Origin of the sequence: Streptomyces misionensis (genome assembly GCF_900104815.1) — a bacterium.
Classification (GTDB): domain Bacteria; phylum Actinomycetota; class Actinomycetes; order Streptomycetales; family Streptomycetaceae; genus Streptomyces; species Streptomyces misionensis.
The window spans coordinates 7,332,288-7,348,513 of record NZ_FNTD01000004.1 but is presented as its reverse complement, the minus strand read 5'-3'; the positions used below and the strand labels follow the sequence as shown (position 1 = coordinate 7,348,513).

The window sequence follows — 16,226 nt, the reverse complement described above, 5'->3', positions numbered from 1 at the left end:
CGTGAGAAGAGTCAGCGAGACCCGAGCTCTTGGTCGATGAGGTCGAACATCTCGTCGTCGGTGGCGGTGTCGATCCGGTCGAGGTCGCTGTCGCGGTCGGTGCCGGGGCCGGTGTCGGCGGTGTTCGCCGCGGTGCTCCGGTGGGTGTCGGTCCACTTCCAGAGCAGTGCCTTGAGCCGGGCGGTGACCGTGTCCCGTACCGCGTCCTGCGGGGCGAGCGCGGCCAGCCGTGCCTCCAGCCGGTCCAGTTCGGCGAGCACGGGCGGGGGCTCGGCGGCGAGTTCGAGCACCAGGTTCTTGTGCAGGAGCCGGGCGATCGCGACGGGGTTGGGATGGTCGAAGACCAGGGTGGGCTTCAGCCGGAGCCCGGTCGCGGCCTTGAGCCGGTTGCGCAGTTCCACGGCGGTCAGGGAGTCGAAGCCGATGTCCCGGAAGGCGGTGGTGGGTTCGACGCGGGCCGCGGTGGCGTGCCCCAGGGCGGCCGCCGCCTGGTTGCGCACCAGTTCCAGCAGGACCTTCTCCTGGTCGGTCTCCGGCATTCCGGCGAGGCGGCGGGCCAGCGCGGGGATCCCCCCGGCCGTGGTCTCCGCCGGGGCGGCGGTGTCGCCCACGAGGCCGCGCAGGACGGCGGGGAGCATGCCGGTGCGGGACATGGCGCGCAGCCCCGGCAGGTCCAGCCGGACCGGCACGATCACCGGCCGGTCCACGGCGAGGGCGGCGTCGAACAGGGCCAGCCCCTCCGCCGGGGTGAACGGCACGACACCGGCCCGCCCCATCCGGTTGCGGTCGGCTTCGGTGATCCGGTCGCCCATGCCGCCGTTGTCCGTCCACAGGCCCCATGCCAGCGAGGTGCCGGGCAGTCCCGCGGCCCGGCGGCTGTGCGCCAGCCCGTCCAGGAAGGCGTTCGCGGCGGCGTAGCTCGCGGCGCCGGCGCTGCCCAGGACTCCGGCGAGGGAGGAGAAGAGCACGAACGCGGACAGGTCGAGGTCCTTGGTCAGCTCGTGCAGGTGCAGCGCACCGTCGGCCTTGGGCCGCAGTACGGTGTCCAGGCGGTCCGGGGTCAGCGCGGTGATCATGCCGTCGTCCAGGGCCGCGGCCGCGTGCACCACGGCCACGAGCGGGTGCTCGGCCGGGACGGAGGCCAGCAGCGCGGCGAGGGCGTCGCGGTCCGCGATGTCGCATGCGGCCACGTCGACGTGCGCGCCCAACTCTTCCAGCTCGTTGGCGAGTTCACCGATGCCTTCGGCCGCGGGGCCCCGACGGCTGGCCAGCAGCAGCCTGCGCGCGCCGCGTTCGGTGACGAGGTGCCGCGCCAGCGAGCGTCCGAGGCCACCGGTCGCGCCGGTGAGCAGCACGGTCCCCTCGGGGTCCCATACGGCGGCGGTGGGGTCCTCACCGGACCGGGCGGGAACGGTGGGGCCCTCGAAGTTCCTCGCGGAAGCGGCGGGGTCCTCGGGCGGGGTGATCCGGGCGAGGCGCGGCACATACAGCTTTCCGTCGCGCACGGCGGCCTGCGGCTCGTCCAGCGCGGCGAGCGCCGCGGCCAGCGCCGGGGCGATGCCGTCTCCGCTCACCGAGTCGTCCACGTCGAGGAGCAGCAGCCGGTCGGGGTGCTCGCTCTGGGCGGACTTGACCAGTCCGGAGACCGCGGCGTGCGCGAGGTCCACGGCCGTGCCGTCCGGCTCGACGGCTCCCCGCGTCATCACCACGAGCCGCGCGTCGGAGAACCGTTCGTCGGCGACCCACTCCTGGACGAGCGACAGCACATCGGCCAGCAGCCTGCGCGTCGCCGCCGCGGCGTCGCCCTCGCCCGGTGCGCAGGGCAGCAGGACGTGGGCGGGCGCGGCCGCGCCGCCGTCGACCGCCGTGCGGAGCGCGTCGATGCCGGCGCGGGTGTCTTCGAGGACCGTCCACTCGGCCCCCGCATCGGTGGTGGGCACCGCGGTGTGCTCGACCCAGTCGACCTGGAACATCCAGTTCCGGTGGGCCACGCGCGAGGCCAGCACCTGCTGCGGGGACATGGTGCGCGCCCGCACGGACGCGACCGAGGCGACGGGGCCGCCGTCGGCGTCGGACAGCTCGATCGTCACGGCGTCGTCCCCGGCGGGCCGGACGCGGACGCGCACGGTCCCGGCCCCCGGAGCGTGTACGGAGACGCCGCTCCAGGCGTGCGGCAGGAGTACCCCGTCGCCGCGTTCCTGCGACCGCAGGCCGAAGGCTGCGTGCAGCAGTTCGGGGTGCAGGGTGTAGCGGTCCGCCCGGTCCCGCTCGCTCTCGGGCAGGACGGCCTCGGCGTACAGCTCGTCCCCGGCGCGCCAGGCGGCGCGAAGCCCCGGACGGTCCTCGACGTCCACGGGTTCGGCGCCCGTCGGCGGCCAGCTCAGCAGGTCGAACTCCGGCTGTCGGGCGTCGCGGGTCAGTTCTCCGGTGACGTGGCACACCCACGGCTCGCCGGCGTCCGCGGCGGCCCGGCTGAAGACGCGCACCGAGCGCCGGTCGGGGTCGTCACCCGTGCCGATCCGGACCTGGATGCGGACGGCGCCTTGTCCGGCCAGGACCAGCGGCGCGTCCACGTCCAGCCGGTCCAGGTGCGGGAACCCGGTCCGCCGTCCCGCCGCCAGGGCGATGTCCACGAACGCGGCGACCGGGAGCACCGGCACACCGGCGACCGGGTGTTCCGTCACCCAGGGCGTGTCGGCGGGGGACAGCCGGCCGGTGAACAGCACGTCCTGCGCCCCGGCGGTCTCGACGACCGCGCCGAGCAGCGGGTGCCCGGCGGGGTCCAGGCCCGCCGAGGAGACGTCGGGCGCGGCCGTGCCCTTGAGCCAGTAGCGCTCGCGCTGGAAGGCGTAGGTGGGCAGGTCGACCCGCCGGGCGCCGGGGAACAGCGCACGCCAGTCCGGGGAGAAACCGTGGGCGTGCAACCGTCCGAGGGCGAGCGTGAGCGCCTGTGGTTCGGGGCGGTCGGTGCGGAGCGCGGGGATGGCGACGACGTCGTCCACGCAGCCCTGTGCGAGGGCGCTCAGCACTCCGCCGGGGCCGATCTCCACGAACGTCGTCGCGCCCAGCTCGTGCAGGGTCTGGACGCCATCGGCGAACCGGACCGCCTCGCGGACGTGCCGGACCCAGTACTCCGGGGTGTACGGCTCCGCCAGACGACCTGTGAGGTTGGAAACCACGGGGATGCGCGGCTCGTTGAAGACCAGCTCGCCAACGACCGCCGCGAACTCCTCCAGCATCGGTTCCATCAAAGGGGAATGGAACGCGTGGCTGACCGTGAGACGGGATGTCTTACGGCCTCGCTCCCCGAATACCCCGGCGACCGCCAGGACGGCATCCTCGGCGCCCGAAACCACTACAGACTGCGGGCCGTTGACCGCCGCGATCCCTACCTCGCCGGTCAGATATGGCAGCACCTCGTCCTCGGACGCCTGCACCGCCACCATCGCCCCACCGGAAGGCAACGCCTGCATGAGACGAGCCCGCGCGGACACCAACTTCGCCGCATCCTCCAACGACAACACACCCGCCACATGCGCGGCCGCGATCTCACCCACCGAATGACCAGCCACGTAGTCCGGCCGCACACCCCACGACTCCAACAGCCGGAACAACGCCACCTCAACGGCCAACAACGCGGGCTGCGCCCAACCCGTCCGGTTCAACTCCTCCGAGCCGACATCGACCCGCCCCTCCAGCAGCGCACACACCTCGTCGTACGCCGCCGCGAACACCGGATACGCGGCATACAACTCACGTCCCATGCCGAGCCGTTGCGACCCCTGCCCCGAGAACAGGAACCCGATCTTGCCCGGTTCCGCCTCGGCCCGTCCTGTCGCGACCTGTGCCGAGGGTTCGCCCGCGGCGAGGGCGGACAGGCCGGCGCGCAGTTCCTCCTCGTCGGTGCCGACCACCGCGGCCCGGTGCTCCAGCGCCGCACGGGTGACCGCCAGTGAGAAGCCCACGTCGGCCGGGGAGGCGGCCGCGAGGTCCACGGACGACAGCAGCCGTCGTGCCTGGTCGCGCAGGGCTTCCCCGGTCTTCGCGGAGAGCACCCACGGCACCACCGTGGTCCGGGCCCGCGTCTGCTCCTCGGGTGCCTGCTCCTCCGGGGCTTCTTCGAGGATGATGTGCGCGTTGGTGCCGCTGATACCGAACGACGAGATCCCGGCCCGGCGCGGGTGGTCCGTCTCGGGCCACGCGGCCGCCTCGGTCAGCAGCCGGACCGAGCCGGCCGACCAGTCGACCTGCGGGGTGGGCCGGTCCACGTGCAGTGTCCTCGGCAGCAGGCCGTGCCGCATCGCCAGCACCATCTTGATCACGCCCGCGACGCCCGCCGCGGCCTGCGTGTGGCCGATGTTGGACTTCAACGAGCCGAGCAGCAGCGGGAGTTCGCGGTCCTGACCGTAGGTGGCGAGCAGTGCCTGTGCCTCGATCGGGTCGCCGAGGCTCGTGCCCGTGCCGTGTGCCTCGACGGCGTCGACCTCCTCCGCGGACAGTCCGGCTCCGGCCAGCGCTTCGAGGATCACGCGCTGCTGCGAGGGGCCGTTGGGTGCGGTCAGGCCGTTGGAGGCGCCGTCCTGGTTGACGGCGCTGCCGCGGACGACCGCGAGCACCCGGTGGCCGAGCCGGCGGGCGTCCCGCAGCCGCTCCACGAGCAGCAGTCCGGCGCCCTCGGACCAGGAGGCGCCGTCGGCCGCCGCCGCGAAGGACTTGCAGCGGCCGTCGGGGGCGAGTCCGCGCTGGCGGCTGAACTCGACGAAGGCGCTGGGGCCCGCCATGACCGTCACCCCGCCCGCGAGCGCCATGGCGCAGTCACCGGCCCGCAGTGCCTGCACGGCGAGGTGCAGGGCGACCAGCGAGGACGAGCAGGCGGTGTCGACGGTGACCGCGGGGCCCTCGAAGCCGAAGGTGTAGGCGATGCGCCCGGAGGCGACGCTGCCGGAGTTCCCGGTGCTCATCAGCCCCTCGACGCCCTCGGGGAGGACGCCGGGCGTGAAGCCGTAGTCGTGGTACATGAGTCCGGCGAAGACCCCGGTGCGGCTGCCTTTGAGCGTGGCGGGATCGATGCCGGCGTGCTCGAACGCCTCCCAGGCGGCCTCCAGCAGGAGGCGCTGCTGCGGGTCCATGGCCAGGGCCTCGCGCGGTGAGATCCCGAAGAAGTCGGCGTCGAAGTCCGCCGCGTCGCGCAGGAAGCCGCCCTGGCGGGTGTAGACCTTGCCGGGGCGCTCGGGGTCGGGGTCGTAGAGCGCGTCGACGTCCCAGCCGCGGTCCTCGGGGAAGTGCCCGATGGCGTCCTCGCCCTCGGCCAGCAACCGCCAAAGTTCCCCGGGGGAGCCGACGCCGCCGGGGAACCGGCAGCTCATGCCCACGATGGCGATCGGTTCCCGGTCGCGGGCCTCCAGCTCGCGCACGCGCCGCCGGGCCTGGCGCAGGTCGGTGGTGGCCCGCTTGAGGTATTCCCGGAGCTTGTCTTCGTTCATCATCGGTGTTGCCAGCCCCTTTTGGCCTGCGCGGTCAGGAGATGCCGAGTTCGTCGTCGAGGAGGTCGTACAGTTCCTCGTCGCTCGCCGAGCTGAGGTCGTCGTCGGTCCCGGCTCCGCCCGCGTCCGCGGGTTCGGCGGGCTCGTCCCGGTTCCAGCGGGCGAGCAGCGACCTCAGACGCATGGTGATCCTGGTGCGGGTGACGTTGTCGACGGCGTCCGCTGCGGCGCCGTCCAGGGCGGCGGCGAGGCGGTCGAGTTCGTCGAGGACCGGTGCGGACGGGGACGTGCCGCCGGGGAGGTCGTCGAGCACGCGTTGCGCGAGGTCGGCGGGGGTCGGGTGGTCGAAGACCAGGGTCGCGGGCAGCCGCAGGCCGGTGGCCCGGTTCAGCCGGTTGCGCAGTTCCACCGCCGTCAGCGAGTCGAAGCCCAGGTCGCCGAAGGCCTGTCCGGGCCGGACGGCCTTGGCCGAGCCGTGCCCGAGGACCGCGGCGACCTCGGACCGGACGAGGTCGAGGACGGCCGCCGCGCGCTCGCTCTCGGGCAGGCCCGCGATCCGCTGGGCGGCGGGTACGGCGGCCGTCCGGTCGGTGCGCCGCGCCCGGCCGCCGACGAGTGCCCTGAGCAGCGGCGGCACCGGGGCGGTCGAGTTCCGCAGGGCGGCGAGGTCCAGCCGTGCCGCCACCACCACGGCGTCGTCCGACGCGAGTGCGGTGTCGAGGAGTTCGAGGCCGTCGTCGTCGGGCAGCGGCAGCACGCCGCCGCGGGCGAGCCGGGTCCGGTCGGCGCCGCCGAGGTCCCCGGTCATGGTGCCGGTGCGCTGCCACAGTCCCCACGGCAGCGACAGCGCGGGCAGGCCCTCGGCCCGGCGGCGGGCGGCGAAGGCGTCCAGGAAGGCGTTGGCGGCCGCGTAGTTGGCCTGGCCGGGGGTGCCGAGCGTGCCCGCGAGCGAGGAGAACACCACGAACGCCCGGACGTCGCCCGCGAGTTCGTGCAGGTTCAGCACCGCGTCGGCCTTGGGGCGCAGCACTGTGTCCAGGCGCTCGGGGGTGAGCGCGTCGAGGACGCCGTCGTCGAGAACGCCGGCCGTGTGCACCACGGCGGTCACCGGGGTGCCGGACAACACCTGCGCGAGGGCGTCCCGGTCCGCCGCGTCGCAGGCCGCCCAGCGCACGTCGGCGCCCGCGGCGGCCAGTTCCGCCCCCAGTTCCGCCGCGCCCTCGGCATCCGCGCCGCGCCGGCTCATCAGCAGCAGACTCCGTACCCCGTGCTCGGCGACCAGATGCCGGGCGACGAGCCCGCCCAGCGCCCCGGACGCACCGGTCACCAGCACCGGCCCGGACCCGAAATCCGGGGCGGACGCAGGGGTTTCGGCGGTGGCCCGGGCGAGCCGGGGCAGCAGGAGGGTGTCGCCGCGCAGCGCCGCCTGCGGTTCGTCGGCGGCGAGGAGGCGGGGTACGGCCGTCGCGGCGGCGCGCTCCGTGTCGGCGTCGGGGGTGGTGTCGAGGAGGACGATACGGTCGGGGTTCTCCGACTGCGCCGACCGGACCAGGCCCCACACGGCCGCCTGCACCGGTTCGGCCGCCGGATCGTCGCCGGTGGCGACCGCGCCCCGGGTCACCAGCACCAGCCGGGCCGCGCGGTCCTCGGTCACCCACCACCGCAGCAGCCGGAGCACCTCGGCGAGGACGTCCCGGACCCGTACGGCGTCGGCGCCCGATCCGGCCGGGCAGGGGACGACGACGGCGTCCGCGCCGTCCGGTGTCGCCGGAGCGGCGAGGAGGGCGGCGATGTTGTCGCGGACCCGTACGGCCGGGCCGTGCGCGTCGGCCGCGGCGGCGAGCGGTGCCCACTCCACGGTGAACAGGCAGTCCCGGGAGTTCGTGCGCAGCTGCCCGGCCGACACCGGGCGCAGCGTCAGCGAGTCCACGGAGAGGACGGGACGGCCCGTGTCGTCGGCGGCCTCCAGCCGTACGGCGTCCCCGTCGGCCGGGGTGAGCCGTACCCGCAGGCCGGCCGCCGCGGTGCCGTGCAGGGTGACGCGGGACCAGGCGAAGGGCAGCAGGGGGCCGTCGGCGGCCGGTACGAGGCCGCCCGCGCCCAGCGCGTGCAGCGCGGCGTCGAGCAGGGCCGGGTGCAGTGCGAACGTGTCCGCGTCCGGCCGTGCCTCGTCGGTCAGGGCGAGTTCGGCGTAGACCGCGTCGGGGCCGCGCCAGGCGGCGCGCAGCCCCTGGAAAAGCGGGCCGTAGCTCAGGCCGAGGCCGGCCAGCCGGTCGTAGAAGCCGTCCAGGTCCACGGGTTCGGCGTCGGCCGGGGGCCAGTCGCCCAGGTCGGCGCCGTGGGAGGGGGCACCGGTGGCGAGGGTGCCGGTGGCGTTCCGGAGCCAGGGGCCGTCCCCGGCACGCGAGTGCACGCTCAGCGGGCGGCGGCCGGAGTCGTCCTGCCCGCCCACGAGCACCTGGAGCGCGACGCCGCCCTGCTCGGGCAGGATCAGCGGGGCCTCCAGGGTGAGTTCCTCGACCAGGTCGCAGCCGGTCTCTGCGGCGGCGTGGGCGGCCAGTTCCACGAAGGCCGTGCCCGGCAGCAGCACGGTGCCCAGCACCGCGTGCTCGGCCAGCCGGGGCTGGGCCGCCAGGGACAGCAGCCCGGTCATCAAGTGGCCGCCCGCGTCCGGGAGTTCCACCGTGGCGCCCAGGAACGGGTGCCCGGTGGTGTCCAGTCCGGCCGCGCGCACAACGCCCGCCGCGGCGCCCGCCGCCAGCCAGTACCGCTCGTGCTGGAACGCGTAGGTCGGGAGGTCGACGCGGCGGGCGCCCGGCAGGACCGCGTCCCAGTCGACGCGCACGCCGTGCAGCCGGGCCTGGGCCAGGGACAGCATCAGCCGGTGGCGGCCGCCGTCGCCGCGGCGCAGCGTCGGCACGATCGCGGCCCGCGCCTCGGCGGCCTCGATGGCGTCCTGTATGCCCGCCAACTGCACGGGGTGCGGGCTGACTTCGACGAACACGTCGTGTCCGTCGGCCAGTGCGGCCCGGATCGCGTCGTGGAACCGTACCGTCTGCCGCATGTTGCGGTACCAGTAGCCGGGGCCGAGTTCGTCCGGGGACAGTCTGCCGCCCGTCACGGTGGAGTAGAACGGCACGGTGCCGGGGAGCGGTTCGACCGGGGCGAAACCCTCGTGCGCCCGCGCTTCGACGCGTTCGATCTGCGGCGAGTGCGCGGCGTAGTCGACGGCGACCTTGCGGGCCTGGACGCCCTGCTGTGCGCAGTGCGCGAGGAGTTCGTCCAGGGCGTCGGTGTCGCCGGAGACCACGACGGTGCCGGGCCCGTTCACGGCGCCGATGCCGAGGCGGCCGGCCCACCGGCCGATCAGTTCCCGCGCCTCCTCGTACGGGAGCGTCACCGAGGCCATCGCGCCGTGTCCCTGGAGGTCGAGCACCGCGAGGCTGCGCCGCGCCACGACGCGCGCCCCGTCCTCCAGGGAGAGCGCTCCGGCGATCACGGCGGCGGAGACCTCGCCCTGGGAGTGTCCGACGACCGCGTCGGGGGTCACCCCGAAGGAGCGCCACACCTCCGCGAGGGCGACGGTCATCGCCCAGAGCACGGGCTGGAGCACGTCGACCCGGTCCTGTTCGGCGTCGGACGTGCCGCGCAGCACCTCGGTCAGCGACCAGTCGACGTGCGGTGCGAGGGCGCGTTCGCAGGCGTCGATCCGGTCCCGGAAGACCGGGGAGGTGTCCAGGAGTTCCGTGGCCATGCCCGCCCACTGGGAGCCCTGGCCGGGGAAGACGAAGACGGTCCTGCCGGAGGTGTGCGCGGTCCCGGTCAGCACGCCGGGCGGTGTGGTCCCGGCGGCGACACCCGCGAGTCCCTGCCGGAACTCCTCGGGGGTCCGGGCGACGACCGCGGCCCGGTGTTCGAAGTCCGCCCTGGTGGTGGCCAGCGAGTACGCCACGTCGGCCGCGCGGCCCGCGCCTCGGCCGCTGTCGTCGCCGCCGGGGCGGGAGTTGCCGTCAAGGAGGGGATTGTCGTCGAGGTGGGAGGCGAGGCGGGCGGCCTGGGCACGCAGGGCCGCTTCGGTCCTGCCGGAGAGGATCCACGGCACGGGCGTGCCGGGGTCGGACGGCGGCGAGGACGGTTCCTCGGCGGCGGGGGCCTGTTCGATGATCGTGTGGGCGTTGGTGCCGCTGACGCCGAAGGAGGACACGGCGGCGCGGCGCGGGCGGCCCGTGCCGGGCCAGTCGACGGCCTCGGTCAGCAGTCGTACCTCGCCCGCCGACCAGTCCACGTGCGGTGTGGGCTCGTCCACGTGCAGGGTCGGCGGGAGCACGCCGTGCCGCATCGCCATGACCATCTTGATCACTCCCGCCACGCCCGCGGCGGCCTGGGTGTGACCGATGTTGGACTTCAGCGAGCCCAGCCACAGCGGCCGTCCCTCGGGCCGTTTCCGCCCGTACGTGGCGAGGAGTGCCTGGGCCTCGATCGGGTCGCCGAGCCTGGTGCCCGTGCCGTGGGCCTCGACGGCGTCCACATCACTCGGGGTCAGTCCGGCGGAGGCCAGCGCCTGCCGGATCACCCGCTGCTGCGAAGGACCGTTGGGCGCCGTCAGACCATTGGACGCACCGTCCTGGTTCACCGCACTGCCCCGCACCACCGCCAGCACCCGGTGCCCGAGGCGCCGCGCATCAGACAACCGCTCCACCAGCAGCAGCCCGACACCCTCACCCCAGCCCGTGCCGTCCGCACCGGCCGCGAACGCCCTGCACCGCCCGTCCGGCGACAACCCCCGCTGCCGGCTGAACTCCACGAAGACGGTGGGGCTCGCCATGACGGTGACGCCACCGGCGAGCGCCATCGTGCACTCGCCCGTGCGCAGCGCCTGGACGGCCAGGTGCAGGGCGACCAGCGACGAGGAGCAGGCCGTGTCGACCGTGACGGCGGGGCCCTCCAGACCGAAGGTGTAGGACACGCGCCCGGAGGCGACGCTGCCGGAGCCTCCGGTGGTGAGCAGGCCCTCGACGCCGTCGGGCAGTGCGCGCGGGCCCTGCCCGTAGTCGTGGTACATCAGTCCGGTGAAGACACCGGTGCGGCTCCCCCGCACCGTCGCCGGGTCGATCCCGGCGCGTTCGAACGCCTCCCAGGACGCCTCCAGCAGCAGCCGCTGCTGCGGGTCCATCGCCAGCGCCTCGCGGGGGCTGATGCCGAAGAAGCCCGCGTCGAAGCCGGCCGCCTCGTGCAGGAAGCCGCCGTGGCGCGCGTAGGTGGTGCCGAGGTGTTCGGGGTCGGGGTCGTAGAGCCCCTCGACGTCCCAGCCGCGGTCGTCCGGGAACCGGGTGATGCCGTCCTGGCCGGCGGCCACCAGCCGCCACAGGTCCTCCGGCGAGCGCACTCCGCCCGGCAGGCGGCAGCTCATGCCGATGATGGCGATCGGCTCGTCGGCGGCGGCCGTTGGCCGTTCCGTCGTGGTCGCCGTCGTGGCGGCCGGGGCCGCGCCGGGGAGTTCGGTGCCGAGATGCCGGGCGAGGGCGGTGGGGGTGGGGTGGTCGAAGACGAGGGTGGCGGGCAGGCGCAGCCCGGTGGCGGCGGCCAGCCGGTTGCGCAGTTCCACGGCGGTCAGCGAGTCGAAGCCCAGGTCCTGGAAGGCGTGCGTGGGCTGGACGGCGCCGGGCGAGGAGTGCCCGAGCACGGCGGCGACCTCCCCGCGCACCAGGTCCAGGAGGGCGTCGTCGCGGTCCTCGCCGGTCAGCCCGGCGAGGCGTTCGGCCGGGGAGCCGGTGGCGGCGCGCCGGGCCGTGCCGCGCGGGGGGACGCGGACGAGTCCGCGCAGCAGGGCCGGTACGGTCTGCGCCGCCCGGTCGCGCAGGGCCGCGGTGTCGAGGCGGACCGGTACGAGCACGGGTTCGTCGGAGGCGAGCCCGGCGTCGAACAGGCGCAGGGCGTCCTCGGTGGACAGCGGCAGGACGCCGGAGCGCGCCATCCGTGACCTGCCCGCCTCGTCGAGGGTGTCGGCCATGGTGCCCTCCTGCGCCCAGGGGCCCCACGCCAGCGAGACGGTGGGCCGCCCCTGGGCGCGGCGGCGACGGGCGAAGGCGTCGAGGAAGGCGTTGGCGGCGGCGTAGTTGCCCTGTCCCGGGTTGCCGAAGGCGCCCGCGGCGGAGGAGAACAGCACGAACGTCGTGCCGGGGCCGGTGAGTTCGTCCAGGTTGAGTACGGCGTCGGCCTTGGGCGCGAGGACGGCGGCCAGCCGGGGCGGGGTCAGCGCGGCCAGCACACCGTCGTCGAGCACGCCGGCGGTGTGCACGACGGAGTCGACCGGGGTGGTGGCCAGCAGCCGGGCGAGGGCGGCACGGTCGGCCAGGTCGCAGGCGGCCCACGTCGCCTCGGCGCCGAGCGCCGCGAGGCCGGCCACCAGGTCCGTGGCGCCCGGGGCGTCCTCGCCCCGGCGGCTGACGAGCAGCAGCCGCCGTACGCCGTGTCCGGTCACCAGGTGCCGGGCGAGGGTGCCGCCGAGCGCGCCGGAGGCGCCGGTGAGCAGCACGGTGCCGAGGTGGGGGGCCGGACCGTCCGCCGTCGTGGGGGAAGCGGCGCGGGTCAGGCGTGGGGCGCTCGGCTCCCCGGCGCGGACGACGACGTGCGGCTCGCCGGACAGGACGGCGCGGGGCGCGAGGACGGCGGCCTCGTCGGGGCGGTCGGTCTCCAGCAGCACGATCCTGCCGGGGTGTTCCGCCTGGGCCGAGCGCACCAGCCCGCCCGCCGCGGCGTGCGCGAGGTCGTCGGGGTGTGCCACCAGCACGAGGCGCGCGGCCGGTTCGCCGGCGAGCCAGTGCTGGAGCAGCCGCAGCACCTCGCTGGTGACCGCTCGGATCCGCTCGGCCTCGCCCGTTCCTTCCGGGCCGTCGGGGCAGGGGACCACGAGCACGTCGGGCCGTGCCGCTCCGTCGGTCTCCGTGAGTGCGGCGAGGTCCGGGACGTACGCGACGACCGGGCCGTCCGCGTCGCCGGCGGGCAGGGCCAGCGGGGCCCGCTCGACGGTGAACAGCGCGTCGTCGGCGCGCTCGCGCAGCTGCCGGGCCGAGACGGCGCGCAGGGTGAGCGATTGGACGGACGCCACCGGCTCGCCGGTGGCGTCGGCCACCGTCAGGGACACCGCGTCCGCACCGGCCGGGGCCAGCCCGACCCTGACGGTGGACGCGCCCGTGGCGTGCACGGACACCCCGGACCAGGCGAACGGCAGCAGCGGCCCGTCCGCCTCGGCCACCAGGGGGCCGCCCGCGCCGATCGCGTGCAGCGCCGCGTCCAGCAGTGCGGGGTGGAGGAGGAAGGAGCCGGCGTCCGTGCCGTCGGGGAGGGTGGCCTCGGCGAAGATCTCCTCGCCCGCGCGCCAGACGTTCCGCAACCCGCGGAACACCGGTCCGTAGGCCAGGCCGAGGGCGGCCAGCCGGTCGTAGTGGCCGTCGAGGCCGACCGGCGTGGAGCCGGGCGGGGGCCAGGCGGTGAGCGGCCGCCCGGCGGCCGCGGGAGCACCCCGTTCGGCGGTGGGTCCGGGGGCTCCGGTGTCACCGACTGCCGCAGCCAGGGTGTTTTCGGTGACGAAGCCGGTCGCGTGGCGGAGCCACGGCAGGTCGGTGTCCCCCTCGGGGCGGGCGTGGACCGTCAGCGGTCTGCGGCCCGAGTCGTCGGCCGCGCCGACCCACACCTGAACCGCGACACCGCCGTGCTCGGGCACCACCAGGGGCGCTTCGAGGGTGAGGTCCTCCAGCAGTGCGCAGCCGGCTTCGTCGGCGGCTCGCAGGGCCAGTTCGACGAACGCGGTGCCCGGCAGGAGCACGGTGCCGAGCACGGCGTGATCGCGCAGCCACGGGTGCGTGCGCAGGGACAGCCGGCCGGTGAGCAGCCGTTCACCGCCACCGGCGAGGCAGACGGCGGCGGCCAGCAGCGGGTGGTCGGCGGAGCCCAGCCCGGCGGCACGGACGGCGCCGGGAGCGGCGGGTGCGCAGTCGAGCCAGTAGTGCTCGTACTGGAAGGCGTAGGTGGGCAGTTCGACGCGCCGGGCTCCGGGGAAGAAGGCGTGCCAGTCAGGGGAGACGCCGTGCACGTGCAGTTCGGACACGGCGGCGACGAGTGCGGCCCGCTCGGGGCGGTCGGCGCGGAGTGCCGGGATGGTGACGACGTCGTCCACGCAGCCCTGTGCGAGGGCGCTCAGCACTCCGCCGGGGCCGATCTCCACGAACGTCGACACGCCCAGCTCGTGCAACGTCCCCACACCATCCGCGAACCGGACCGCCTCACGGACGTGCCGCACCCAGTACTCCGGGGTGTACGACTCCGCCAGACGGCCGGTGAGGTTCGACACCACGGGAATGCGCGGCTCATTCAAGGACAGGCCCCGGACGACCTGCTCGAACTCCTCCAGCATCGGGTCCATCAGCGGGGAATGGAACGCGTGGCTGACCTTCAACCGGGACGTCTTGCGGCCCTGCTCCCCGAATACCTCGGCGACCGCCAGGACGGCATCCTCGACGCCCGAAACCACCACCGACTGCGGGCCATTGACCGCCGCGACACCCACCTCGTCGGTCAGGTACGGCAACACCTCGTCCTCGGACGCCTGCACCGCCACCATCGCACCGCCCGTTGGCAATGCCTGCATGAGACGGGCCCGCGCGGACACCAACTTCGCAGCATCCTCCAGCGACAACACACCCGCCACATGCGCCGCCGCGATCTCACCCACCGAATGACCGGCCACGTAATCCGGTCGGACGCCCCACGACTCCAGCAGCCGGAACAGCGCCACCTCAACGGCGAACAAGGCGGGCTGCGTCGAACCCGTCCGGTTCAACTCCTCCGAGTCGACGTCGACCGGCGCCTCCAGCAGCGCACACACCTCGTCGTACGCCGCCGCGAACACCGGATACGCGGCATACAACTCACGTCCCATACCGAGCCGTTGCGACCCCTGCCCGGAGAAGAGGAACGCGACGCGCTCGCCGCTGCCGGCGTGGCCGCGTACGACGCCCGGGGCCGGGGTGCCGGCGGCGACGGCTCGCAGCCCCTCGGCGAGTTCCTCGCGCGTCTCGCCCTGGACCACGGCGCGATGCTCCAGGGCCGTGCGGGTCGTGGCGAGCGAGAACGCCACGTCGAGCGGGGCCACTTCGTCGCCCGTGCGGGCCAGCAGGCGTTCGGCCTGTGCGCGCAGGGCCTGCTCGGTCTTGCCGGAGATCACCCAGGGCACCGGTCCGCCCTCGGCCGGACGTGTGACCTGAGGGGCGACGGCTTCGGCGCCGACCGCGTCGTCCTCCGGCGCCTCCGGGTCCTCGGTGTCCGTCGCGTACGCCTCGGCCGACGGGGCTTCCTCGATGATCGTGTGCGCGTTGGTGCCGCTGATCCCGAAGGAGGAGACGGCTGCCCGGCGCGGCTGGTCGGACGCCGGCCAGGGGGTGCGCTCGGTGAGGAGCCGTACGGCGCCCGCCGACCAGTCGACGTGCGGGGTCGGTGCGTCGACGTGCAGGGTGGGCGGCAACTCGCCGTGGCGCAGCGCCATGACCATCTTGATGACGCCCGCCACTCCGGCCGCGGCCTGGGTGTGGCCGATGTTGGACTTGACCGAGCCCAGCCACAGCGGCCTGTCGCCGGAGCGGCCCTGCCCGTACGTCGCGAGGAGCGCCTGTGCCTCGATCGGGTCACCGAGCCGGGTGCCCGTGCCGTGTGCCTCCACCGCGTCGATCTGTGCGGTGGTCAGCCGGGCGGCGGCCAGGGCCTGGCGGATCACCCGTTGCTGGGAGGGGCCGTTGGGGGCGGTGAGGCCGTTGGACGCGCCGTCCTGGTTGACGGCGGAGCCCCGGACGACCGCGAGGACCTCGTGTCCGTTGCGGCGGGCGTCCGAGAGGCGTTCCACGAGCAGCAGGCCGACGCCCTCGCCCCAGCCGGTGCCGTCGGCGCCGGCCGCGAACGCCTTGCAGCGGCCGTCGGGGGCCAGCCCGCGCTGGCGGCTGAACCCGACGAAGGTGGCGGGACCGACCATCGCGGTGACACCGCCCGCGACGGCCAGCGAGCACTCGCCGCCGCGCAGCGACTGCACGGCCAGGTGCAGGGCCACCAGGGACGACGAGCAGGCCGTGTCGACCGTGACCGCCGGCCCTTCGAGGCCGAAGGTGTAGGCGACCCGGCCGGAGGCGACGCTGCCGGAGGTGCCCGTGCCCAGGTAACCCTCAAGGTCCTCGGGGGAGTTCTGGAGGGCGGCGAGGAACTCGTGGTTCATCACGCCGGCGAACACGCCGGTGCGGCTGCCCGCAAGCGAGGCGGCGTCGATGCCGGCCCGCTCGAACAGTTCCCACGACGTCTCCAGCAGCAGCCGCTGCTGGGGGTCCATGGCGAGGGCCTCGCGGGGCGAGATCCCGAAGAGGCCGGCGTCGAACCGCGCCAGGTCGCGGAGGAACGCGCCCTCGCGGGCATAGCTGGTCCCGCGGGCCTCCGGGTCCGGGTCGTAGAGCGCTTCCAGGTCCCAGCCGCGGTCGGCGGGGAACTCGGAGACGGCGTCGTGGCCGCCCGCGACCAACTCCCAGAGATCTTCGGGTGATTCGACCCCTCCCGGGTAGCGGCAGCTCATCCCGATGATGGCCACCGGTTCCCCGGCGGCGTCCTCGTGGTCACGAAGGCGCCGCCGGGTCTCCTGGAGGTCCGCGGTGACTCGCTTCAGGAAATAACGGAGCTTGTCCTCGTTCGCCACCGAAATCGTCCCTCACC

Annotated in this window: 2 protein-coding genes; both read right to left on the bottom strand. The window is 74.8% G+C overall.

Annotated elements, in window-relative coordinates; genetic code table 11:
- Window positions 1-11 precede the first annotated feature (11 nt).
- Window positions 12-5,486 carry a type I polyketide synthase gene (locus BLW85_RS34315; RefSeq protein ID WP_143060490.1) on the bottom strand — a complete coding sequence of 1,825 codons (5,475 nt, stop codon included), beginning with the start codon at window positions 5,484-5,486 and terminating at the stop codon, window positions 12-14.
- Window positions 5,487-5,517: 31 nt separating this feature from the next.
- The gene (locus BLW85_RS34310; RefSeq protein WP_074995144.1) at window positions 5,518-16,209 is read right to left on the bottom strand and encodes a type I polyketide synthase; all 10,692 of its coding nucleotides are present in this window, start codon (window positions 16,207-16,209) and stop codon (window positions 5,518-5,520) included.
- Between the last annotated feature and the right edge of the window lie 17 nt (window positions 16,210-16,226).